This is a genomic window from Peristeroidobacter agariperforans, assembly GCF_004138335.1.
GTDB lineage: Bacteria > Pseudomonadota > Gammaproteobacteria > Steroidobacterales > Steroidobacteraceae > Steroidobacter > Steroidobacter agariperforans.
This window is the reverse complement of record NZ_RYFW01000002.1, coordinates 715,371-737,745: the sequence shown is the minus strand read 5'-3', so window position 1 is coordinate 737,745 and position 22,375 is coordinate 715,371. Positions and strand designations below refer to the sequence as shown.

Sequence of the window (22,375 nt, the reverse complement as noted above, 5' to 3'; positions counted from 1 at the left end):
GTGCACGCCGCATGATCCTTCGCATCGCCAGGCTGCTCAGCACCGAGCAGGTGAACGAATGTCGGCGTGCCCTCGACGCAGCGGAATGGCTCGACGGCAAGGCGACCGTCGGCGAGCAAGGCGCACTGGTGAAGAACAATCGCCAGCTCGCCGAAAACTCGCCGGTGGCGCGCCGTCTGGGTGAAATGATCCTGACGGCGCTGTCGCGCAATTCGCGGTTCTTCTCGGCGGCGCTGCCGTTGCGTACGGTGCCGCCGCTGTTCAATCGATACGAAGGCGGCGAGCACTACGGCGCGCACATCGATGGCGCGGTCCGCGGCATTCCGGGCACGTCCTATTTTTTGCGCACCGATCTGTCATCTACCTTGTTTCTAAGCGAGCCGTCCGAGTACGAAGGCGGCGAGCTGGTGATCATGGGGACGCACGGCGAGCAGCAAATCAAATTGCCGGCGGGCGACTTGATCGTGTATCGCTCCGGCAGTCTGCACCGAGTCAATCCCGTGACTCGCGGCCAGCGCACCTGTTCGTTCTTCTGGACGCAGAGCATGGTACCCGACGATCGTCATCGCGAGCTGCTGTTCCAGCTGGACACCACCATTCAAGAGATCCGCGGGCGCTTCGGCGAATCGGATCAGAGCGTCGCGCTCACCGGGCACTATCACAATCTGCTGCGGATGTGGAGCCAGCTCTAAGCGGAGCGATCCCGATCGATCTGCTGCAGCTGTTGGGGCGTGCCGACGTTGTGCCACTCGCCGCGGTACAGCTCGCCACTGACCCTACCCTTGCGAATCCAGTCGAACATCAACGGCGCGAGTGGAAATTTTCCAGCCTGGCAGCCGGCAAAGAACTCCGGCCGCATCACGCCGATGTTCGCGTACGTGTAACGATCGCCACTGTCGGTGAGGCGCCCATCGACCAAACCGAAATCGCCGCGCGCGTGAAAGTCAGGATTCGGCACGACGACGAAATGCGCAACGTCGGTGCGCGACAGCTTTGCTCCGACGTCGCCGAGTGGATACTCGGTCCACACATCGCCGCTGACGACCACGAACGGGTCCGTGCCCGACGGGCCAGCGAGCAACGGCAGGGCTTTGAACACACCGCCGCCGGTTTCCAGAGCAGCGTCGCCTTCGTCACTGTAATGAATGCGCACGCCGAATTGCGAGCCATCGCCGATCGCCGCACGGATCTGCGGCCCCAGCCACGCCAGATTGATGACGATCTCTCGCATCCCGGCCGCGGCCAGCGCCTCGATGTGATATTGGATCATCGGCTTGCCAGCCACGGTCAGCAGCGGCTTGGGAGTGCGGTCCGTGAGCGGACGCATGCGCTCACCACGTCCGGCCGCGAGAATCATCGCGCGCATGGTGATGTCCTATAGCTTTGCCATCGCGGGGACGATGCGCTGTTCGATGAAAGTTGCCAGGAACTCCAGGTCGCTGTAGTTCTTGACCACCTGACGGACATAACTCAGCGTGCGCGGCAGATCCTTCAAGTATCCCGACTTGCCATCGCGGTGATACAGACGCGCGAAGATGCCGAGCACCTTCAGCTGGCGTTGCAAGCCCATCAGATCGAACCAGCGCTGGAACTGCGCGGGATTCGCGCCCACGTCGACACCGCTACGCTGCGCGGTGTCCCGGAAATATTTGATCCAGGCATGGATGCGCTCGATTGGCCAGGCTACATAGCTATCACGCAACAGTGACACCAGGTCGTAAGTGACCGGACCCAGCACCGCGTCCTGAAAATCCAGAATGCCCGGGTTGGCGCCATGCCCACCTTGGTCGTGGCTCACGCCATCGGTGACCATGAGATTGCGCGAGTGATAGTCGCGATGAACGAACACTCGCGGCTGCTGCAAGACTTCGGCGACCAGGGTGTCGAAGGTCCGGGCGATCCCCGCGAGCTCGGCCTCGGTCAACTGCAGGCCGAGATGCTTGCCGCAGAACCATTCAGGAAACAGCCCCATCTCACGGCGCAAGAGCGCATCGTCATAGGGCGGCAACTGCGCGGCGTGTTGACCCGCTCGCGCCTGAATAGCGACCAATGCGTCAATGGCGTCGCGATACAGCTGCTCGGCATCGGCGCCGGCGTCCAGATCGGCAAGATAGGTCCGCGAGCCCAGGTCGGTGTTCAGCAGGAAGCCCTTCGCATCGTCCAGGTGCAGCACCTGCGGCGCGTTGACCCCGACGTCCACCAGCATGGCCGAGACGCGGATGTAAGGACCCATGTCCTCTTTGCCCGGCGGGGCATCCATCGCAATCCAGGTTTGCCCCTGGCGCGAAACACGGAAATAGCGGCGGAAGCTGGCGTCGGCGGACGCCGTCGTCACCACGAAATCGCGCGCGCCGAACAGGCCGGCGAGCCATTGCTCGAGCTGTTGCAGCCGGAGGTCGGGTGCGGAAGAACCATCGTGTGAAGGTGACGACACGCGAAACGCTGCTCCAAAAAAGGTTGTGAAACGTAAATAGGCGGCCAGCGAAGAACGACGCTCATTATAATCGCCACCCGATGCACCGAACTGCGACACCCCTAACAAGCCTTTCAATTGCAATCGCCGCAGTGCTGGCCGCAGCGTCGCTTTCGGGCGCGGCCTCCGCGGCCGAGCGTGAGGCGAACCCTGCAAAGACTGCAGAGCCGGCGTCCGAAAACGAAGCACCCAAGTGCCCGGCGCCGAATCGGGAAGCGACCGGAACGAGCCAGCGCCGCGAGGCCAAGCCGCGCGCGGAGCTGCCTCAAGAGGTCGAGTTCGAAGCCGACGGCGTCGAAGGCACGCGCGAGGGTGAGTTGAAGCTCACCGGCAAGGTCGAAATCCGTCAGGGCGAACGTCGCATCCACACCCGCGACGCCACCTACAATCCGCAGGATGAGAGCTTTCAGGTCGATCAGGGCGTCGAGTACGACGACGGCCAGGTCACGGTGCGCGGCGAAGGCGCACACATCGATCGTCAGGGCGGCGCGGTCTTCGAAGGCGCTCAGTTCGAGCTGGCGGATCGTAATGCGCGCGGCTCGGCCGATCGTATCCGGGCGACTACCGAGGGCACGCTGTCGCTGGACCGGGTCAGGTACACGACCTGCCCGCTCGGCAACGAAGATTGGATGCTGACGGCATCCGACATCGACATCAGCCAACGCGCCGGCCTCGGCATCGGCCGCGGCGTGCGGCTGGACTTCAAGGGCGTGCCGCTGCTGTACACGCCGTTCATTTCCTTTCCGGTCGGCAACGAGCGCAAGTCGGGCTTCCTGTTTCCGACCATCGGCACCTCCTCGCGCAGCGGCTATTCGCTGGAAGTGCCTTGGTACTGGAACATCGCGGAAAACTACGACGCGACCCTCGCGCCCATCTACTACAGCAAGCGCGGCCTGAAGCTCGACACCGAGTTTCGCTACCTGAACGCGGCCGGCGCCGGTCAGCTGGACGTGCAGTACCTGCCCGACGATCGCGAGTTCGGCGAGGAGCGCAGCCTGGTCCATTTCGTGGATCAATCCGATTTCACGCAGCGCCTGCGGCTGAACATCGATGCAGCCAATGCCAGCGACGACCAATGGTTCGAAGACTTCGGGCTCGGGCCCGAAGGCACCAGCGTCACCTATCTGAACCGCTCCGCCAGCCTCACTTATCTCGACGACCGCTGGCTCGCGATCCTGCACGCGCAGAACTTTCAGACCATCGACTTCGCCACCGAGAACCGCATGCCTATCCCGCCGGCGCAGCGTCCATACACGATGCTGCCGCAGATGGCGGTGCGCGCGAATTTTCCGGATCAGCCGTTCGGCCTCACCTACGCCATGGATTTCGAGCTGGCCAACTTCCAGCACAACGTCGAGGGGCTGGATACCGGCTGGCGCGCCGACTTCGCGCCCGAGATCCGCATGCCGCTCAGAGGCGCCGGTGTTTATATAGAGCCGTCGGCGAGCTGGCGCTACACGCGCTACAAGCTGAGCGAAGAAGGCGCCGGCTTCGATGATGGCGACGATACATTCACGCGCTCGGCGCCGGTGCTGAGCGTCGATGGCGGCATGGTGTTCGAGCGCCTGTTCGGCTCGCGCAAACAACGGCTCAGCACCATCGAGCCGCGCTTCATGTATTTGTATGTTCCCTATCGCAACCAGGACGACCTGCCGGTGTTCGACACCGAGCTCGCCGATCTGAATCTGGTGCAGTTGTTCCGCACCAACCGTTACGTGGGCGCGGATCGGCTCGGCGATGCGAATCAGCTGGCGATCGGCTTCACCTCGCGCTGGCTGGATGCCGACACCGGCGAGCAATACATCGCTGCGACCGTCGGCCAGGCGTATTACTTCGATCGGCCCCGCGTGACGTTGCCGGGAGAAACGGTGGACGACCCGGAGACGTCCGACATCGTCGCCGAGATCGATCTGCGTGCCTACGGCAATTGGAATATCCGCGGCGGCATTCAATGGGACCCGGGCGAAACACGCTCCGAGCGCGGCCAGCTTCAGCTGCAATACCGGCCCGAATACGACCGGGTGATGAATCTCGGCTATCGCTTCCGGCGCGACCGCCTCGAGCAGGTCGACGGCTCGGTCGCCTGGCCGATCAGCAAGCAATGGAGCGTGTACGCCCGCATGGTGTATTCGCTGGAAGACAACGCCATCGACGACACCGCGCCGGTGGATCCGACGCTGCCACCCGACACCGTCGCCCGGCGCAACGAAAAGGGCGTGATCGACCAGTTCGCCGGCCTCGAGTACCGCTCCTGCTGCTGGCGCTTCCGGGTCGTGGGCCGTCGGTATGTGAGCGATCGCACCGGCGACCTGGACACCAGCGTGCTGTTCCAGCTCGAACTTAACGGGCTGTCCAATGTCGGAGTGGGTGCGAATACTTTTCTGGAGCGGTCGATTCGGGGATACTCCGTCGATCCTCCCGAGGATGAATGACGCCTCGCCTCAGAGGCCGCCCCAGTGGCCCAACCCTGGTTACGCATGAAACTGCTCCCTACTTCCAAAGTTACCAACGCGATCCGTGGCTGCCTGCTCGGCCTGAGCCTGCTCGGGCTGGCCGGAGGCGCCCTGGCCCAGACCCGCGAGCTGTCCAGCAACGGCGTGCTGCTCGATCGCATCGCTGCCGTCGTCAATGACGGCGTCGTGCTGAACTCGCAGCTCGAAGAGCAGACCGAAGAGATCACCGCCCGGCTGCGTCAGCAAAATACCGAACTGCCGCCGCGCAATGTCCTGCGCCAGCAGATTCTGGAGCGCCTGGTGGTCGAGGAAATCCAGATGCAGCGGGCCAACAAGCTCGGCATTCAGGTTTCCGACGAAATGCTGAACGGCGCGCTCGACGACGTGGCCAAGCGCAACAACATCGGCTTCGCCGAGCTGCCCCAGGCTCTCGCCCAGCAGGGCATCGACTACCGCACGTTCCGCGATGAGATCCGCCGGCAGATGACTTTGCAGATGCTCCGTCAGCGCGACGTGATCGGCCGCATCAACATTTCCCCGCGCGAGCTGGAGCAGTTCATGACTCGCCAGCAGGCCGCGCCCGACAAGAACGCCGAATACAACGTTTCGCACATTCTGATTTCCGTGCCGGTGAGCGCGTCGCCCGAGCAGATCGAAGCGCGTGAGAAGCGCGCCAGGGAAGTCTTCGACAAGGCCAGCGGCGGCGACGACTTCGCACAACTCGCGGTCACCTACTCGGACAGCAGCACGAATATCGAAGGCGGCTCGCTTGGCTGGCGCCGCGGTACGCAGCTGCCATCCATTCTCGCCGACACCATTCCCACGATGAAGCCGGGCCAAACGTCCGAGCCCATCCGCACGCCCAGCGGTTTCCACATCTTCCGCTTGAATGAAGTGCGCGGTGGCGTGCAGCAGTCGGTGGTGGCGCAGGTTCACGCACGTCACATCCTGCTGCGGACCAACGAGCTCGAAGACGACCAGACGGTCGAGCAGAAGCTCGCCGGCATTCGCACTCGGGTCATCGACGGCAAGGAAGATTTCGCCGCGATCGCCGCGGTGACTTCGCAGGATCCAGGCTCGGCCGCCGACGGCGGCGATCTGGGCTGGGCCGGTCCCGGTAGCTTTGTCCCGGAGTTCGAGAAACAGATCGACGCGTTGAAAGAGAACGAGATCTCGAAGCCGTTCAAGACTCAATACGGCTGGCACATCGTGCAGTTGCTCGGTCGCCGTCAGCACGATTCGACCGACGATCTGAAACGTCAGCGCGCGTTCGCCGAGTTGCGCGAGTCCAAGGCTGAAGAAGAAACCGAGCTCTGGCTGCGTCGCCTGCGCGACGAAGCATTCGTGGAATACAGGATGTGAACTCGCCGGCTCGGGCGCGCATACCGCGGCTCATCGTAACTTCGGGTGAGCCGGCCGGCATCGGGCCCGATCTGTGTCTCGCCATCGCCGCCCGCGATTGGCCCTGCGATGTGGTCGTCGCCGCCGATATCGAACTGCTGCAGCGACGCGCTCAGCAGCTGCGACTCAGCATCCGACTCCTTCCTTATGTCAGCAGCACCGTCGTGCCGGCTCATCAACCGGGATCGTTGCGTGTGTTGCACGTTCCGACCGCCGCGCCTGTCGAACCAGGCAAGCTGAACGTTGCGAACGCGCGTTATGTGCTGAACCTGCTCGATGCCGCCGCGCAAGGCTGCCTCACGGGCGAGTTCGATGCGATGGTCACCGCTCCCGTTCAGAAAAGCGTGATCAACGATGCAGGCGTGCCGTTCTCCGGACACACTGAATATCTCGCCGAGCACACCGGCGGCTCTCATCCAGTGATGATGCTGGCCACCGAGCACCTGCGCGTCGCGCTGGTCACCACGCATTTGCCGCTGCTCGAAGTGAGCGCGGCGATCACCGATGAAACATTGACGCGCGTCATTCGCATCCTCGATCACGATCTGCGCACTCGCTTCGACATCGCGCAGCCGCGCCTGCTGGTGCTGGGGTTGAATCCTCACGCCGGCGAGTCGGGCCATCTGGGACGCGAAGAAATCGAAGTGATCGAGCCGACGCTGCAACGGCTGCGCGCGGAAGGACTGCACCTCATCGGTCCTGCGCCCGCGGACACCGCTTTCACACCTCACATGCTCGATCAGGCCGACGCCGTGCTCGCGATGTTTCACGACCAGGGCTTGCCGGTGATCAAATATGCCGGCTTCGGCGATTGTGTGAACATCACGCTCGGCCTGCCTATCGTGCGCACCTCCGTCGATCACGGCACCGCGCTGGCTCTGGCCGGCAGCGGCAAGGCCGACGCCAGCAGCCTGATAGCGGCGATGCAAATAGCGCTGCAAATGACCCATGCACCAACCTCGCAAGCGATTCGGCCAGCACTTCCTGCATGACCCCGGCGTGATCGGGCGCATCGTCGCCGCGATCGCGCCCCAGCCGCAGGATCGTATGGTCGAGATCGGGCCGGGCCTGGGCGCGCTCACGCTGCCTTTGCTGGCCCGCCTGAACGAGTTGCACGCCGTCGAGATCGACCGCGATGCGATCCGCCATTTGCACCAGATCACCCAGAACGACCCGCGGCTGCACATCCATTCCGCCGATGTCCTGAAGTTCACGTTCGCTCATATATATGAAGGCGAGCGGCTGAGAGTGGTCGGCAATCTGCCCTATAACATTTCCACGCCGCTGCTGTTTCACCTGATCGAACAGCGCGAGCGCATCCTCGACATGCACTTCATGCTGCAAAAAGAGGTGGTCGACCGCATGGCAGCGGCGCCCGGCTCGGAGCATTACGGCCGGCTCACGGTGATGCTGTCGCCCTGGGTGCGGGTGGAATCGCTTTTCGATATCGGCCCCGGCGCATTCCGGCCGCCGCCGAAAGTCGTCTCGACTGTGGTGCGGCTGACACCGCACGAACAGCCCCTGCCGATCGGCGATCCCCGTCATTTCGCGACAGTCGTCGGCGCCGCGTTCTCCCAGCGGCGCAAAACCCTGCGCAATTCGCTCAAACCTTTCCTCGACGCCGACGATATAACTGCGGCCGGCATCGATCCGGGCCTGCGGGCCGAGGTGCTGTCGCCCGCTGAATTCGTTGCGCTGAGCAGCCGGCTGAGCGCCAAGCTCCTATAATCGATTCACTTCGCGTCGAACGCACTTCGAGGGGACTGCAATGCGCGACTACAAGAACATTCTGCTCGTGGTCGACCTGTCCGACGACAGTCAGATCATCGGCGAGCGTGCCAAGGCCATCGCCGCCTGTTATCAGTCCGAGATCACGCTGCTGCACGTGGTCGAATACGTGCCGGTCGAGCCCATGGGCGAAGCCCTGTTGCCGACGGTTCAGATCGAAGGCGAGCTGGTCGAGCGAGCCAAGCTGCGACTGGCGGAGCTGGCGAAGAAGCTGTCGTTGTCGAACAGCCGGCAGCTGGTCGAGACCGGCGGCATCAAGGCCGAGATCATTCGCACCGCGCAGCGTCTTCACAGCGATCTCATCGTGCTCGGCAGCCGCGAGCGGCACGGCCTCGCCATCCTGCTGAACTTCACCGAAGACACGATCCTGCACGCAGCGCCTTGCGACGTGCTGGCGGTACGGCTGCACTAGCAGACATAAGCCTCAGCAGCTCCTGCACTCCATGTGCCCGCTGCGCTCGGGCATCCCTGCCCGGCATGATTTTTCCGGCAAGATCTGGCCCCGAGACTGCTAGAATCGTTGCGGCTCAAGCCAGTCATCCGGATATGACAGATACCACGCCCCCAAAAGGTCGCGCCTCCGCCAGCCATTCGGACCGCGATGCCCCGCCCGCCCCCGATGCGATCCACAAGATTCGCGTCGACGTGAGCGCCAATTACGTGGGCGAGCAGTCCAAGCCGGACGAAGGCCACTATGCCTTTTCCTACACCATCACGATCCGCAACGAAGGCCAGGTGCCGGCGCGCCTGCTGACGCGTCATTGGGTGATCACCGACGCCAACGGCAAGGTGAAAGAAGTGCGCGGCGAAGGCGTGGTCGGCGAACAGCCGTATCTGTTGCCGGGCCAGGGCTTCCGTTACTCCAGCGGTGCGGTGCTCGAAACGCCGGTCGGCGCCATGCAGGGCAGTTATCAGATGCTGGCGGACGACGGCGCTCATTTCGATGCGCCGATCGCGCCGTTCACCTTGGCCATGCCAGGGTTGCTGCACTAAGCGCCGCCGCCCGCATGGCCGTCTACGCCATCGGCGATATTCAGGGTTGTGACCAAGAATTTTCCCAGCTGCTGACCCAGCTGAACTTCTCTGCGTCGCGCGACACGCTCTGGCTGGTCGGCGATCTGGTCAATCGCGGGCCCCGCTCGCTCGAAGTGTTACGACGCGTGAAGGCGCTGGGCAGCTCCGCCATCAGCGTGCTCGGCAATCACGATCTGCACCTGCTCGCATTGGCGCTGTCGCCCACCGAGCCGGTGAAGTCCAAAGACACGCTCAAGGAAATTCTCGACGCGCCCGACCGCGACGAATTGCTCGACTGGCTGCGGCATCGGCCGATGCTTCATCACGATGCCCGGCTCGGCTACACGATGGTTCACGCCGGACTGCCGCCGCAGTGGGATCTGGCGCTGGCGCAAGCCTGCGCGCGCGAGCTCGAAGAAACATTGCGGGATGAGCAGAGCTGTCGCGAGTTGTTCGCCCACATGTATGGCGACAAGCCGGATCGCTGGTCGGACGATCTGCAGGGCCACGAGCGGCTGCGTTTCATCACGAACTGCCTTACGCGCTTACGCTTCTGTCGCGCCGACGGCAGCCTCGATTTGAAGTTCAAGGGCGAAGTGAAGGACGCACCCAAACATCTCCTGCCGTGGTTCCGGGTGCCCGAGCGACGCTCGCGCGATATCCGCATCGTCTGCGGCCACTGGTCGGCGTTGGGTTATCACGACGCCGATGGCGTGCTCGCGATCGACACGGGCTGCGTCTGGGGCGAGAAACTCTGCGCCGTGCGTCTCGATCAGTTCCCGCCCGAGCCGGTGCTCGTGCCCTGCTCGTCCTCTGGGCTGAGCGTCGGCAGCGAGTAACACCGCCGCTACGTGCCCTTGTCTTCCGCAGCGTCGGGCTTCGGAATTTCCACCAGTGCATCGACTTCCAGGCGCGGCTGTCCCAAGGTCAGCTGATTCGGCGAGCACTGCACGTCGTCGCGCACCGTGCGTACCGCGAGCTTGGGCAGCACTTTTTTCTGTATTTCATCGATCAGCTCGCAATCGCCGGGCTGCAGATCCAGGCGCCCCCGCGTCAACGAGACGCGGCGCCATTGGGCAGGAAACTGCTCGAGGCTGTCGAGCGGGTGCTCGCTCTTCTTGCCTCGAACGCGCTGAGCCAGCTCGCGCACACTCTTGTTCTTATCGCGCTCGGCGAGCGCTTCCGGTGTGGCCTCGACGGGGCTGATGACTTGCATGACTACGCGGGGCATGCGAGCCACCGAGTACGGACAATCCGCCGACCGCGCCTTCACCCGCGCGTGCACGCCAAGCTCGCGCAAGATGCGCTCGAGCTTTGCTTCCAGGCTGGTGCAGGAATAGAAGGTGGTGAAGCTTTGAAAATAGAACGCGATTTCCTGGTGCTTCCAGATGGCCTGCACCGGATCGGCGGCGGCCACCTGCGCATCGGGCGCCGCTGCCGCAGCCGTCTGATCCTCGGCCGCCCCGGCCGCCGGCAAGCTGAATAGCAGCGTCAGCCACAATATTGGCGCTGAAGTTACGCATTGACGCGACATGAGCGGTGTCCTCCGCATGGCTCACAAGCATGGTCCGCGCCCGCCCCTTTCGCAAGCGAGGCCCGCCCGCCTGTATACTGGACACCCGCGGAGGACCAGCATGAGCCCGCTCAAAGCCTTCAATTTTCGCGACTGGATCGACAAGCACCGCGAATACCTCAAACCCCCGGTGAACAACCGGCTGGTGTTCCGCGAGTCCGAATTCATCATCATGGTGGTCGGCGGCCCGAATTCGCGCACCGATTATCACGAGGATCCAGGCGAGGAATTCTTCTATCAGCTCGAAGGCGACATGACCCTGCGCACGATGCAGGAGGGCGCCCGCGTCGATATTCCGATCCACGAGGGCGAGATCCTGCTGCTGCCCGCGCGCGTTCCGCATTCTCCGCAACGTTATGCAAACACGGTGGGCCTGGTGATCGAGCGCAAGCGGCGGCCCGAGGAACAGGACGGTTTCCTGTGGTTCTGCGAACACTGCTCCTACCCGCTGCACGCCGAATACTTGCACGTCAGCGACATCGAGAAGCAGCTGCCGCCGGTGTTCGAGCGCTTTTACGGTTCCCTGGAGATGCGCACCTGTCAGGCTTGCGGCGCAGTCGCGCACAAGCGTTGATCGATGACGTTCGATGCGTGACCTGGCCCCTGCTTCCAATGCGCTTGCTGTCGAGATTGCCGGCCGACGCTGGCGGGTGTCATCCGACGGTCACGACATTTCCATCCCGCTGCGCTTCAACGACGCTCAGCCGACTTTCTTCGGCGCGCCGGCCGCGAGCGCAGAACCGATAACGGCCGGCTCGTTCGTCGGCGACGTGCGGCACGGCGGCAGCTGCAATTGTTCCGTTCACACGCTTGCGCCTCACTGCAACGGCACGCACACCGAGTGTGTCGGTCACATCACTCAGGAGCGTTTGAGTGTGCGCGATCTCGCGATCCGGCACTTGAGCGCTGCATTGCTGATCTCCGTGACGCCCGAGGAGTCAGCGGAGATGGCTGGCGACCGTGTGATCTCAGTGGCTACGCTGCGCGAAGCAATTGGCCAGGCGACCTTGAGCGACTATCAGGCGCTGGTGGTGAGAACGTTGCCGAACGATTCATCCAAGCTCACCTGTAACTACGATGCTGGGCCCATGCCGCCGTATTTCAGCGTCGAAGCCATGCGCCACATCGTCGACCACGGCATCGATACGTTGGTGGTGGATCTGCCTTCCATCGATCGCGCGCAGGATGGCGGCAAGCTCGCAGCTCACCGGGTTTTCTGGGGCATGCCGGCGGGCAGCACGTCCGCGGCAACCGCCACACGCCAGCACGCCACCATCACGGAGATGGCCTTCATCGACGGCGCCGTCGCCGATGGCCCCTACCTGCTGAACTTGCAGGTCGCTCCCTTCGTCATCGACGCCGCGCCGAGCCGGCCTATTTTGTTACCTCTGTCACCCGCATGAACGTTTCCGTCGAGCGCAGCTTCGCCGAACAGCAGGATGCCGCCGATTCACTGGCGCCGCTGCGTGCCGAGTTCTTCATTCCACAACGCGAGCATGGCGGCGACAGCATCTATCTATGTGGCCACTCGCTTGGGCTGCAGCCCCGCGGCGTCGCGCGAGTGCTCAATGAAGAATTGCAGCATTGGGCCGAGCTCGCAGTCGAAGGCCATTTCGCATCGTCGCGTCCATGGCTGCCGTATCACGAACAGCTGACGGGTTCGCTGGCCAGGCTGGCCGGCGCGCAGCCGCTCGAAGTGGTCGCGATGAACTCGCTGACGGTGAACCTGCATCTGATGTTCACCAGCTTCTATCGTCCGCGTCCCGGACGAGAGGCCATCCTCGTCGAGCAGCAGGCCTTCCCGTCGGATCAGTACGCTGTCGCCTCGCAGATCAAGTATCACGGCTTCGATCCGAAGACGGCGCTGATCGAGATCGCTCCACGTGCAGGCGAAAGCATCCTGCGCACCGAAGACATTTGTTCGTTGATCGAGCGCGAAGGTCAGCGCATCGCCACGGTGATGTTGCCGGGAGTGCAGTACTTGACGGGGCAGCGTTTCGACATCGAAGCGATCACGCGCTGTGCCCGGGGCCAGGGATGCACGGTCGGTTTCGATCTCGCGCACGCCATCGGCAACGTGCCATTGAAACTGCACGACTGGAACGTCGATTTCGCCGTGTGGTGCAGTTACAAATATTTGAACGCCGGGCCCGGCGCAATCGGCGGCTGTTTCGTGCACGAGCGTCATGCGCGCTCAGTGGACCTGCCTCGCTTCGCGGGCTGGTGGGGCCACGACAAGCAGAGCCGGTTTCAGATGCCCGCTTCATTCCAGCCCATTGCGGGCGCGGAAGGCTGGCAGCTTTCGAATCCTCCCATTCTCGCCGCCGCGCCGCTGCTGGCCTCGTTGCCGCTCTTCGATAAGGCGGGCATGGACCGGTTGCGAGCGAAATCGCTGCACTTGACGGCCTATCTGCAAGCGCTGCTTCAGGCTCGCTTGTCGAAGGCGCTGGCGGTCACGACCCCGAGCGATCCCGAAGCGCGCGGCTGCCAGTTGTCCATCCGGTTGCACCGTTCAGCTGCCGAGGCTCGCGCCGCCTTCGACGCCCTCGCCTCACAAGGGGTGTTCTGCGACTGGCGCGAACCCGACATCATTCGCGTCGCCCCGGTGCCGCTCTACAATTCGTTCCTCGATGTGTGGCAATTCGTCGCCGCGCTGGAGCAGGCGCTGCAATGAGCGATGACAGACGTGACGAACCGATAACCGTTGTCGGCGCGGGGCTGGCAGGCACGCTGCTTTCCATCATCCTGGCTCGCCGCGGTCACCGCGTGCGCCTGTATGAACGCCAGGACGACATGCGACGCGTGCTCATCGATGCCGGCCGCTCCATCAATCTCGCCCTCGCGGCCCGCGGCATTCGAGCACTCGAGCTCGCCGGAGTCATGGAACACGTGACACCCGAGCTGGTGCCGCTGCCCGGCCGCATGCTGCACGACCTGAGCGGCGCGCTGACCTTTGTGCCTTATGGCCAGCGTCCGGAGGAAGTCATTTATTCCGTGTCACGGCCCGGCTTGAATTGCATTCTGCTCGATGCCGCCGAGCGAGCAGGCGTCGAGCTGTTGTTCCGCCATCCCGCGATCGGTGCGGACTTCGCGCGCAAGCAAGTGAAGTTCCAGGATCCCGCCGGTCAACCGCACGACATTCCGATGGAGCGCGTGTTTGCGACAGATGGCGCCGGCTCGGTATTGCGCCGCACCCTGGTGGATCAGCTCGGCATTGCGTGCACCGAAGACCTGCTCAAGCACGGCTACAAGGAACTCACGTTGCCGCCGTGGCCCAACGGTCAGCCGCGTATCGACAAGCACGCCTTGCACATCTGGCCCCGCGGCGGCTTCATGCTCATCGCGCTCCCGAATATCGACGGCAGCTTCACGGTCACGTTGTTTCTGCCGCTCAATGGGCCGGACAGTTTCGAGACGCTGACGACGCCGGCCAGCATCGAAACATTCTTCGGCAGGCACTTCCCCGATGTGAAACAGCTGATGCCGGAGCTGGCGGCGGAGTTTCTTCAGCACCCGACCGGCATCATGGGCACCGTGCGTTGCCAGCAATGGTCGTTCGAGGATCGACTGTTGCTGGTCGGCGATGCGGCGCACGCCATCACGCCGTTCCATGGCCAGGGCATGAACTGTTGTTTCGAGGACTGCCGCGAGTTGGACACTTTGCTGACGGGAAGTGACGACTGGGCACGCAGCTTCCGCGAGTTCGAAACATGGCGTCGACCGAATACCAACGCCATCGCCGACATGGCGATCGAGAACTATCTCGAAATGCGCGACACGGTGCGCGATCCGAAGTTCCACTTGCACAAGGCGCTGTCGCTCGAGCTGGAGCGTCGCCATCCGACGCGCTTCGTGCCCCGGTATTCGATGGTCATGTTCCGTGACAACATCCCCTACTCCGTCGCCTATGAACGCGGCCGCATTCAAAGTGAGATCTTGTCCACGCTGACACAGCAAGCCGACTCGCTCGCCACGGTGGACTATGACGCGGCCGCGAACATGATCGAAGCGAAGCTGCCGCCCTTGCCGAACTGATCTGTGCCGGCGTTCGCTCGCCGGACTGTGCATTTACCCGAGCCGCTGCTGCGTTTACAACAGCGGCATCGGTCATGGGATGGGTCATGGGCACTCTGAATTTCCGCATCGTCAATGTCTTCACGTTCAACGGCGGCACGCTCACCGGCAATCCGTTGTGTGTCTTCGAGGACGCCCGCGGCCTGGACACCGAAACCATGCAGGCGCTTGCGCGCCAGTTCAATTTATCTGAAACGACGTTCATCCAGCCTTCCAGCTCGGCCAACGCGCACGTGCGCATCTTCACGCCCAGCTATGAAATGCCGTTCGCCGGCCATCCCACGCTCGGCACTGCATTTGTTTGTCGCGCGCTGGGGCTGGGCAGCGATCGTCTGCGGCTGGAAATGAAGGCGGGCATTATTCCGGTCGAAGCCCAAGGCAATCGCTGGACGCTGCAGGCCAATCAACCGACGTGGCGCGCATGCGAGGCGCCGCGCGAAGCATTGGCGGCCATGCTCGGGCTCGAAACCGGCGACATCGGCGAGCAGCCGCTCTGGATCAAGGCCGGCAAGGAACAACTCGTCATTCCCTTGACCAGCGAGGCCGCGGTCCGGCGCGCCATGCCCCGGCCCGATCTGTTCGGCGCCGTAAAGAGCGAGGATGGCCACAGCATGGCTTATATCTTCGCCCCGCCGGCAAACGGCCGCACCTTGGCGCGCTTCTTCTTCCCGGACGGGCCCGCGATCCTCGAGGATCCCGCCACCGGCTCGGCAACCGCCAACTTCGGCGGCTGGTGGCTTGCCACGAATCAGCCCCTGCCCTGTCAGCTGCAAATATCACAAGGCGAGTACGTCGCGCGGCCGTCGACGCTCTACCTCCAGGTGGACGCACAACGACGCATCCTGGTCAGCGGCGACGTGATCGAAATCGCGCGCGGCACGCTGCAGTTGTAACAACGACAGCGAGGTTTTTGCCGCCATCTACGATCTCTTCCGGATTGGCAACCGCTTGCGCAGTCCCTAAGGTCCTGCCAAGGATTTCGGTAGCGCCTGGGAGCGTAGATGGCCGACACCGCGGTTCGCCGACGCCAAATTACCCCTGATCCTCCGCGATCTTGTGATCGTGCGCGGCGACACCGTACAGAGTTTCCAGGGTGACTCGGCCACTTTGTGGGCTCACTATCGTTATGGAACGATCGTGGATCCATCTGTGGCAGCACGTGGTGCTATTCATGGTCGTGACTTTGGCGGTCGTCGCCGACGGCTCGCAGTGACCGCCCGGTGCCTCTTGGGGGTGCTCGTGTTAAGCACTTCACTACTACTTGCCGACAGCGCCTTGGGCGCTGGCGTGAAATGCGAGGCGTGGCCGGCCTGGCAGCGCTTCAAGCTGCTGTACATGAGTCACGACGGCCGCATCGTCGACGCCAGCACCGAGGCCCAGATCACCACATCGGAAGGCCAGTCCTATGCATTGTTCTTCTCGCTGGTCAGCAACGACCGCGAGGCCTTCGACCGAGCCCTGCGTTGGACCCACAGCAATCTCTCCGGCAGCCAGCTGGACAAGAACTTGCCGGCGTGGAAATGGGGCCGCGCTGACGAAAGTTCCTGGCGCGTGCTCGATGGCAACTCGGCGAGCGATGCCGACCTCTGGATTGCCTACACGCTCGGCGAAGCGGCGCGGCTGTGGAAAGAGCAACGCTATTCCAGCCTGGGCGCCGAGATCGCAAGAAACATTCTGCGCCGGGCGGTGGCGACCGTGCCGGGCCTGGGTACGGTGCTGCTGCCCGGGCCGCAGGGCTTTGTTACAGACGACAGCTGGCGACTGAATCCCAGCTATGTACCGCTATCAGTGCTCCGCGGACTCGAAAGGCAGACCAAGGAACCACTCTGGGGCGAAATCATCCGGTCCTCGGAGCAAGTCATCCTCGGCGCTGCGCCCAAAGGTTTCGCGGCCGACTGGGTCGAATTCACACGCAATGGTTTCATCGCCGATCGTCGCAGCCGGGGCGTCGGCAGTTACGACGCGATTCGCGTATATCTCTGGGCCGGCATGTTGCCGGCATCCGATCCCGTACGCGACAAGATCGTCGACGTCTTGAAGCCGGCGCTGGAGAGCGTCGCCAAGCGCACCGCTCCAGTTGAAATCGTCGACACCCAAACACTGGAAACGCGCGGCGATGGCCCGCCTGGTTTTTCGGCGGCGTTGTTGCCGATGCTGGCCAACGCCAGAATGACCGCCGCCCTTCAGTCCCATCGGCAGCGAGCCGCCGAGGGCTCGTTACAGAACAATCGAAGTTATTACAGCGACGCACTCTCGCTGTTCGGGCTCGGCTGGCTGGAGCAGCGCTATCGTTTCAATCGCTCCGGCCTGTTGAGCGTGCGCTGGACTCCTGCGTGCGATCGACCGCACTAGCGATCGCCGGCAGAATAGCGACGCGCGCGCTGTTTCGGGGCAGGGCCTCTTTCCGCAACGTGCTGGAATTTCAAAGCCCCGCCCGCATACGGGAACCATCCAAGGCCGCGGGACATCTATCCCTCGATACCCACCACTATGAGCCCGGGTAACTCAGCATGACGTCGCGCTCTTCTGGTGCAGCCCTCGCCTCGCATTACGAGGACATGCCGCTGTCACTGGTGCTGTTCCGCTATCTGTGGCCGTTCTGGCTGTTCAAGGACGCCAGCCGCGGCGATCGCATGACGCGTGCCGCCGCTTACCGCCACAACCGCAGTATGCGAATCTATCTGCCGGGCTATCTGATGAAATGGATGTTCAATTGCGTCACCACGTTCGGCATCACGGCGGGTTTCGGCTCGCTCTCGACAGCGCAGGCGGCGAGCACCGAGCGCTCGCTCGATGTGTTCGCCATCATTGCCGCCGGCTGGGGCATCGTTTTCGCGTGCAGCGTCTGCGTGCTGTTCATCACCAGTTACATCTATTTCTATTTGAGCCGCAACGACGCTTGATGCGCTCACTGCTCGCCGCCCTGCTGCTGGTCGGCAGCGGCCTGGCTTGCGCCGCTGCTCCTGAACGCTACGAAACACGCGCCGCGCACGATCCCGACGGCATCGGCAAGTTCTATCTGGGCCGCGAAATCGCACACGTCATGGGGCCAGGCGGTGTGCCGTGGCTGGAACGAGCGCAGCGTGAGAGCGAAGAACGTCCGCAGCTGACCGTCGCTGCGCTGGAAATCAAACCGGGCCAGACCGTCGCCGACCTGGGCGCCGGTTCTGGTTATTACAGTTTTCGGGTTGCACCGCTGGTCGGTGAGCGAGGCAGCGTGCTCGCGATCGACGTCGAACCGCGCATGCTGAGGGTTATTTCCGAGCGTGCCCGACGCGACGGCGTGAAGAACATCACCACCGTGCTGGGCACGCCCAGCGATCCGAATCTGGAACCGAACAGCGTCGACCTGTTGTTCATGGTCGACGTCTACCACGAGCTCGAGTACCCCTTCGAAGTGATGACGAAAGTGCGCGAGGCGCTGAAGCCGGGCGGGCGGGTCGCGCTGATCGAATATCGCGCCGAGGATCCGGCGGTGATGATCAAGCCGGTCCACAAGATGACCGAGCAGCAGATCATCAAGGAGCTGACCGCGGCCGGCTTCCGCCACCAGAAAACCATTCGCACCCTCCCCCTCCAGCACCTCGTCCTGTTCCAGAAATGACGCTATCCTTGCCCGAAATCGGGCAGGATCGTTGGGAAATGACGCACGAGCCGGCAGACTTCGCCTCCGCATCGAATCCAAAGGGGGCGCAGGACGACATGGGAGAGCTGGTGGACTACCTGGCCCGCTCCAGCCGCCTGACTCCCCAGGAAGCGGCCCGACTGGTCAACGAAGTGCTGGCATTCATGAGCGAGATGCCCGAGGACTTCGTCCGCCGCCGCCACCTCGCCCTGCAGGCCCAGGGCCTTTCGAACCGAGCGATCTATCTGCAGATCAGCGACGAGCTGGCGGCGCGACGCTTCCGCGCGCCCGAGTACAGCGAGCGACAGATCCGCAGAATCATTTACGGCTGAGCGTTTACCAGGGCGGAATTCATCATGTGCGGCATCGTCGGTTATATCGGCAAGCGCGAAGCGGCGCCGATCCTCGTTGAAGGTCTGCGACGGTTGGAATATCGCGGCTACGACTCGGCAGGCATCGCCTGTGCGCGCAACGACAAGCTCACCATCTTCAAGAGCAAAGGAAAAGTTCGTGACCTGGAGCGCGCGCTGCCGGAACGGCTGAAAGGAACGACCGGCATCGCCCATACGCGCTGGGCCACGCACGGCGAGCCCAGCGATCGGAACGCGCATCCGCATACCGACACTCACGAACGTTTCGCCATCGTTCACAACGGCATTGTCGAAAACGCCGCGCAGCTGCGCTCGAAGCTTCAAGCCAGCGGCGTGACGTTTCGCTCAGAGACCGATTCGGAGGTGCTGGCGCATCTGATCGGCGCCATGCCTGCCGACACGCTCGAAGGGCGCGTGCGCGGCGCTTTGCGCCTCATTACCGGCACGTATGGACTGGCCGTGATCGATGCCGAGCGACCTGAGACCATCGTGGTCGCACGCAACGGCAGCCCCGTCGTGCTCGGCATCGGAGAGCGTGAAATGTTCATTGCCTCCGACCCCTCCGCGCTGGTGCGACATACGCAAAGCGTCGTGCACCTGGACGATGGCGAAGTCGCAGTGGTTCGCGCCGACGGCTTCGAGACCTCGACGCTCGATGGCGGCGCGACCGCCAAGAAGCCCTCGACGATTCCCTTTACCGACCAATCGTTCGACAAGGAAGGCTACTCGCACTACATGCGCAAGGAGATTGCCGAGCAGCCGGAATCGATCCGCCGCACTTTGAGCGGGCGGCTCGACACCCGCTTCCAGACAACTCACATCGGCGGCCTGGAAATGGCAGCGCGCGAGCTGCTGGAAATCCGCCGCGTCAAAATTCTCGGTTGCGGCTCGGCGTACATCGCAGGCTGCTTCGGCGCGCACCTGATCGAGCAAATGGCTCGCGTGCCGGCGCATGCGGAGCCCGCCTCCGAGTTTCGATATCGCAATCCGGTGATCGAGCAGGACACGCTGTACATCGCGGTCAGCCAGTCCGGAGAGACGTTCGACACGCTCGCCGCTGTCCAGGAAGTGAAGCGTAAAGGCGGCCGTGTCCTGGGCATCGTCAATGTCGTCGGCAGCACCATCGCTCGCGAATGCGGCCGTGGCATTTATTTGCACTCCGGCCCCGAGGTCGCGGTCGTTTCGACCAAGACCTTCACCTCCACGGCCGTCGCGTTTGCGCTGCTCGCCATCCACCTCGGCCGTATTCGCGACATGTCCACCGCGCACGGCTCGCGCCTGCTCAAGGCGCTGGAAGCATTACCCTCACAGGTGGAAGAAATACTGGCGATGGAGCCGCAGATCGCGAAACTGGCGCAGGAACTAGCGTCTCACGAAAGCGCCTATTTCGTCGGCCGCGCCGCCGGCTATCCGGTCGCGATGGAAGGAGCCTTGAAGCTGAAAGAGATCAGCTACATCCACGCCGAGGCCTACCCGGCTTCCGAACTGAAACACGGCCCGCTCGCCCTCATCAGTCCGGAAACGCCGACCGTGGTCATCATGCCCCGCGACGATTTGTTCTCGAAGAACATCTCCACTCTCGAAGAAATCCGCGCTCGCAGCGGCCCGATCTACGCCATCACCCACCGGGGCGAGCCCTTGCCCGTTCAGATCAATGGCATTCTCGAAGTGCCAAAGTCCGAGCCCGAGCTGGACCCGCTGCTGTTGAATATTCCTTTACAGCTGCTGGCGTATCACGTTGCGCTGGCCAAGGACCGGAATATCGATCAGCCAAGGAACCTGGCCAAGTCGGTGACGGTGGAGTGATCGCCTGAGCCGACTCAGGAACAGACTTTATTTCTTCCGGTGCGCTTCGCTTTATAGAGCATCTCGTCCGCGGTCTTGTACAGATCGGCCGATGACATGCTCTCTTGCAGCGAGCCCACGCCGACGGAGATCGTGACGCGGATGTTCTTGTCCTCGGCGACGAACGCGTGCGCTTCGACGAGCGAGCGCAGTTCCTCGCCGATCTTGGCGGCGTTGCGAAGTGAGGTCTCGGGCAGGATCACGCAGAACTCTTCGCCGCCGTATCGACCCAATCGATCGCTGGGACGCAGGCGCCGTTGCAGGATGCCGGCAAGGCCGCGCAGCACCGAATCGCCGGTGAGGTGACCGTGCGTATCGTTGACGCTCTTGAAATGGTCGATATCCAGCATCAGCACCGACAGCTCGCGACCATGACGGCGTGCGCGTGGAATCTCTTCTTCCAACAGCAAATCCAGCCGCTTGCGGTTGGCGAGATCGGTCAGGCCGTCGGTCACGGCCATGCGATGAATGATCTCGTGGTACTGCAGCTCGATGTCCGAGCCGGACAGATATTTGAAAATCGTGTCGCCGATCTTCAGGCGATCGCCCCGCTGCAACTGACGCTCGCGGACGGTGTGGACGTCATCGTTGATGAAGGTGCCGTTGGTGGACACCAGGTCGACGACGAACAGATTGCCGCCACGCTGCTCGAGGCGGGCGTGCCGGCGGGAGACGCAGTCGCTCGGCAGGACGATGTCGTTGTCACGTCCGCGCCCGACCGTGGTCTCGGACTTGTCGAGGACATAACGTCGGCCCAGGTCGGCCTGCACGGGCGCATGGATGACGACCAGGCACGCCTCCCCCGGCCGCCTGACGCGCAGCTCATCGAGCCCCGTGACCCGGGTTTGTACGTCGTAATCGTGGTCCACGGCGCGCAAGATACTGTGCGGCGCGAGGAAACGTCTAGCCGACCCGCATGGGTACATGGATGTACCCCACCGCCGTCCGGCGGCGAGCGAGAGGCAAAAGTCGCGCCTTTTGCCGGTTCGCACGAGGGTCGTGGCAGGATGCCCGATCCCGAGTTTTTTATGTTCCGACTGGCGGCCGCTAAAAATTGAATCCGGGCTTATGGGGCAGCAATCCGCGCACTTCGCTGTCCTTCAGCTCGCGCCACTGCCCCACTTTGAGACCGTCCAATGTCAAATTGATGATCCGCACGCGTTGCAGGCGCAACACTTTGTAGCCGAAGAACGAGCACATCCGCCGGATCTGCCGGTTCAAGCCCTGGGTCAGCACGATCCGGAAGGTCGCCGGCGCCACGCGTGTGACTTTACAGGGCCGCGTGACGGTGCCGAGGATCCGCACCCCGCTCGCCATGCCGTTGAGAAAGATCTCAGTCACGGGCCGGTCGACCGTTACGACATATTCCTTTTCGTGGGCGTTCTCGACCCGCAGGATCTCGTTGACGATGTCGCCGTTATTGGTCAGCAGGATCAGTCCTTCGGACTCCTTGTCCAGCCGGCCGATCGGAAAGATCCGCTCGCGGTAGTTGACGAAGTCGGTGATGTTTCCGGGAATCTCACGATCAGTGGTGCAGATGACGCCGACCGGCTTGTTGAGCGCGATATAGACGTGCTTCTGCTCGCCGCCGACCGGCTGGCCATCGACGCAAACAACGTCGCCTTCGTTGACCTTGGTGCCCAGCGTCGCGACCGCGCCGTTGATGGTGACCCGGCCCGCTTCGATGCGGGCATCAGCCTCGCGCCGCGAGCACAGCCCTGTCTCGCTGATGTACTTATTCAGCCTCACTACGAATCA

Annotated in this window: 23 protein-coding genes; 18 read left to right on the top strand and 5 right to left on the bottom strand. The window is 63.2% G+C overall.

The features are described 5' to 3' along the window. Positions 1-11: 11 nt before the first annotated feature. A complete protein-coding gene (locus EK373_RS17240) occupies positions 12-692 on the top strand; it encodes a Fe2+-dependent dioxygenase (RefSeq protein ID WP_129644971.1) in 681 nt (226 codons plus the stop codon). On the opposite strand, the gene murU is transcribed toward EK373_RS17240, so the two are convergent. Then, positions 689-1,366: an N-acetylmuramate alpha-1-phosphate uridylyltransferase MurU gene (gene murU / locus EK373_RS17235; protein WP_129644970.1), complete on the bottom strand. Its 678-nt coding sequence runs from the start codon at positions 1,364-1,366 to the stop codon at positions 689-691. The two genes, EK373_RS17240 and murU, sit on opposite strands and share 4 nt — an antisense overlap. 9 nt (positions 1,367-1,375) lie before the next feature. Continuing rightward, on the bottom strand, positions 1,376-2,434 hold the full coding sequence (locus tag EK373_RS17230) for an aminoglycoside phosphotransferase family protein (RefSeq protein ID WP_198683395.1): 1,059 nt from the start codon (positions 2,432-2,434) through the stop codon (positions 1,376-1,378). Positions 2,435-2,565: 131 nt separating this feature from the next. Between EK373_RS17230 and EK373_RS17225 the strand changes: the two genes are divergently transcribed. The 7 genes from EK373_RS17225 to EK373_RS17195 all read left to right on the top strand — a co-directional run bounded on the left by EK373_RS17225 (position 2,566) and on the right by EK373_RS17195 (position 9,968). Next, positions 2,566-4,905 (top strand): LPS-assembly protein LptD, encoded by a 2,340-nt coding sequence (locus EK373_RS17225; protein WP_198683394.1) that lies wholly within the window; start codon positions 2,566-2,568, stop codon positions 4,903-4,905. Between the two features lie 45 nt (positions 4,906-4,950). After that, positions 4,951-6,288 carry a peptidylprolyl isomerase gene (locus EK373_RS17220; protein ID WP_129644968.1) on the top strand — a complete coding sequence of 446 codons (1,338 nt, stop codon included), beginning with the start codon at positions 4,951-4,953 and terminating at the stop codon, positions 6,286-6,288. Further along, positions 6,285-7,319: a 4-hydroxythreonine-4-phosphate dehydrogenase PdxA gene (gene pdxA / locus EK373_RS17215; protein ID WP_232831136.1), complete on the top strand. Its 1,035-nt coding sequence runs from the start codon at positions 6,285-6,287 to the stop codon at positions 7,317-7,319. The genes EK373_RS17220 and pdxA overlap by 4 nt, the downstream gene beginning before the upstream one ends. Continuing rightward, complete coding sequence (rsmA, locus tag EK373_RS17210) at positions 7,276-8,055, top strand: 16S rRNA (adenine(1518)-N(6)/adenine(1519)-N(6))-dimethyltransferase RsmA (RefSeq protein WP_129644967.1); 780 nt, start codon at positions 7,276-7,278, stop codon at positions 8,053-8,055. Before pdxA ends, rsmA begins: the two co-directional genes overlap by 44 nt. A gap of 40 nt (positions 8,056-8,095) precedes the next feature. Next, entirely contained in the window at positions 8,096-8,527 is a 432-nt protein-coding gene (locus tag EK373_RS17205) for a universal stress protein (protein ID WP_129644966.1), read from the top strand. A gap of 134 nt (positions 8,528-8,661) precedes the next feature. Continuing rightward, on the top strand, positions 8,662-9,108 hold the full coding sequence (apaG, locus tag EK373_RS17200; protein ID WP_129644965.1) for a Co2+/Mg2+ efflux protein ApaG: 447 nt from the start codon (positions 8,662-8,664) through the stop codon (positions 9,106-9,108). Between the two features lie 14 nt (positions 9,109-9,122). Continuing rightward, positions 9,123-9,968, top strand: coding sequence for a symmetrical bis(5'-nucleosyl)-tetraphosphatase (locus EK373_RS17195; protein ID WP_129644964.1), 846 nt, complete (start codon positions 9,123-9,125; stop codon positions 9,966-9,968). A gap of 8 nt (positions 9,969-9,976) precedes the next feature. On the opposite strand, the gene EK373_RS17190 is transcribed toward EK373_RS17195, so the two are convergent. Further along, entirely contained in the window at positions 9,977-10,663 is a 687-nt protein-coding gene (locus EK373_RS17190) for a hypothetical protein (RefSeq protein ID WP_129644963.1), read from the bottom strand. Positions 10,664-10,763: 100 nt separating this feature from the next. On the opposite strand from EK373_RS17190, the gene EK373_RS17185 reads away from it, so the two are divergent. The 10 genes from EK373_RS17185 to glmS all read left to right on the top strand — a co-directional run bounded on the left by EK373_RS17185 (position 10,764) and on the right by glmS (position 20,578). Further along, positions 10,764-11,276, top strand: a complete 513-nt coding sequence (locus EK373_RS17185) for a 3-hydroxyanthranilate 3,4-dioxygenase (protein ID WP_129644962.1) — start codon at positions 10,764-10,766, stop codon at positions 11,274-11,276. A 13-nt stretch (positions 11,277-11,289) separates the two neighbouring features. Next, on the top strand, positions 11,290-12,105 hold the full coding sequence (locus EK373_RS17180) for a cyclase family protein (RefSeq protein ID WP_129644961.1): 816 nt from the start codon (positions 11,290-11,292) through the stop codon (positions 12,103-12,105). Next, positions 12,102-13,376, top strand: coding sequence for a kynureninase (gene kynU, locus EK373_RS17175; protein WP_129644960.1), 1,275 nt, complete (start codon positions 12,102-12,104; stop codon positions 13,374-13,376). The genes EK373_RS17180 and kynU overlap by 4 nt, the downstream gene beginning before the upstream one ends. Further along, the gene (locus EK373_RS17170; protein ID WP_129644959.1) at positions 13,373-14,737 is read left to right on the top strand and encodes an FAD-dependent oxidoreductase; all 1,365 of its coding nucleotides are present in this window, start codon (positions 13,373-13,375) and stop codon (positions 14,735-14,737) included. Before kynU ends, EK373_RS17170 begins: the two co-directional genes overlap by 4 nt. Positions 14,738-14,823: 86 nt before the next feature. Then, positions 14,824-15,669: a PhzF family phenazine biosynthesis protein gene (locus EK373_RS17165; protein WP_129644958.1), complete on the top strand. Its 846-nt coding sequence runs from the start codon at positions 14,824-14,826 to the stop codon at positions 15,667-15,669. Between the two features lie 346 nt (positions 15,670-16,015). Next, a complete protein-coding gene (gene bcsZ / locus EK373_RS17160; protein WP_198683393.1) occupies positions 16,016-17,128 on the top strand; it encodes a cellulose synthase complex periplasmic endoglucanase BcsZ in 1,113 nt (370 codons plus the stop codon). A gap of 158 nt (positions 17,129-17,286) precedes the next feature. Next, positions 17,287-17,679, top strand: a complete 393-nt coding sequence (locus EK373_RS17155) for a hypothetical protein (RefSeq protein WP_129644957.1) — start codon at positions 17,287-17,289, stop codon at positions 17,677-17,679. Next, positions 17,679-18,380 (top strand): class I SAM-dependent methyltransferase, encoded by a 702-nt coding sequence (locus EK373_RS17150; protein ID WP_129644956.1) that lies wholly within the window; start codon positions 17,679-17,681, stop codon positions 18,378-18,380. Before EK373_RS17155 ends, EK373_RS17150 begins: the two co-directional genes overlap by 1 nt. After that, positions 18,377-18,733, top strand: a complete 357-nt coding sequence (locus tag EK373_RS17145; protein WP_232831135.1) for a hypothetical protein — start codon at positions 18,377-18,379, stop codon at positions 18,731-18,733. The genes EK373_RS17150 and EK373_RS17145 overlap by 4 nt, the downstream gene beginning before the upstream one ends. A 24-nt stretch (positions 18,734-18,757) precedes the next feature. Then, complete coding sequence (glmS, locus tag EK373_RS17140; RefSeq protein ID WP_129644955.1) at positions 18,758-20,578, top strand: glutamine--fructose-6-phosphate transaminase (isomerizing); 1,821 nt, start codon at positions 18,758-18,760, stop codon at positions 20,576-20,578. 14 nt (positions 20,579-20,592) lie between these two features. On the opposite strand, the gene EK373_RS17135 is transcribed toward glmS, so the two are convergent. Together EK373_RS17135 and rluF are read right to left on the bottom strand one after the other, a co-directional pair. Beyond that, entirely contained in the window at positions 20,593-21,486 is an 894-nt protein-coding gene (locus EK373_RS17135) for a GGDEF domain-containing protein (protein WP_232831181.1), read from the bottom strand. Positions 21,487-21,664: 178 nt separating this feature from the next. Beyond that, entirely contained in the window at positions 21,665-22,366 is a 702-nt protein-coding gene (gene rluF / locus EK373_RS17130; RefSeq protein ID WP_129644953.1) for a 23S rRNA pseudouridine(2604) synthase RluF, read from the bottom strand. Positions 22,367-22,375 lie beyond the last annotated feature (9 nt).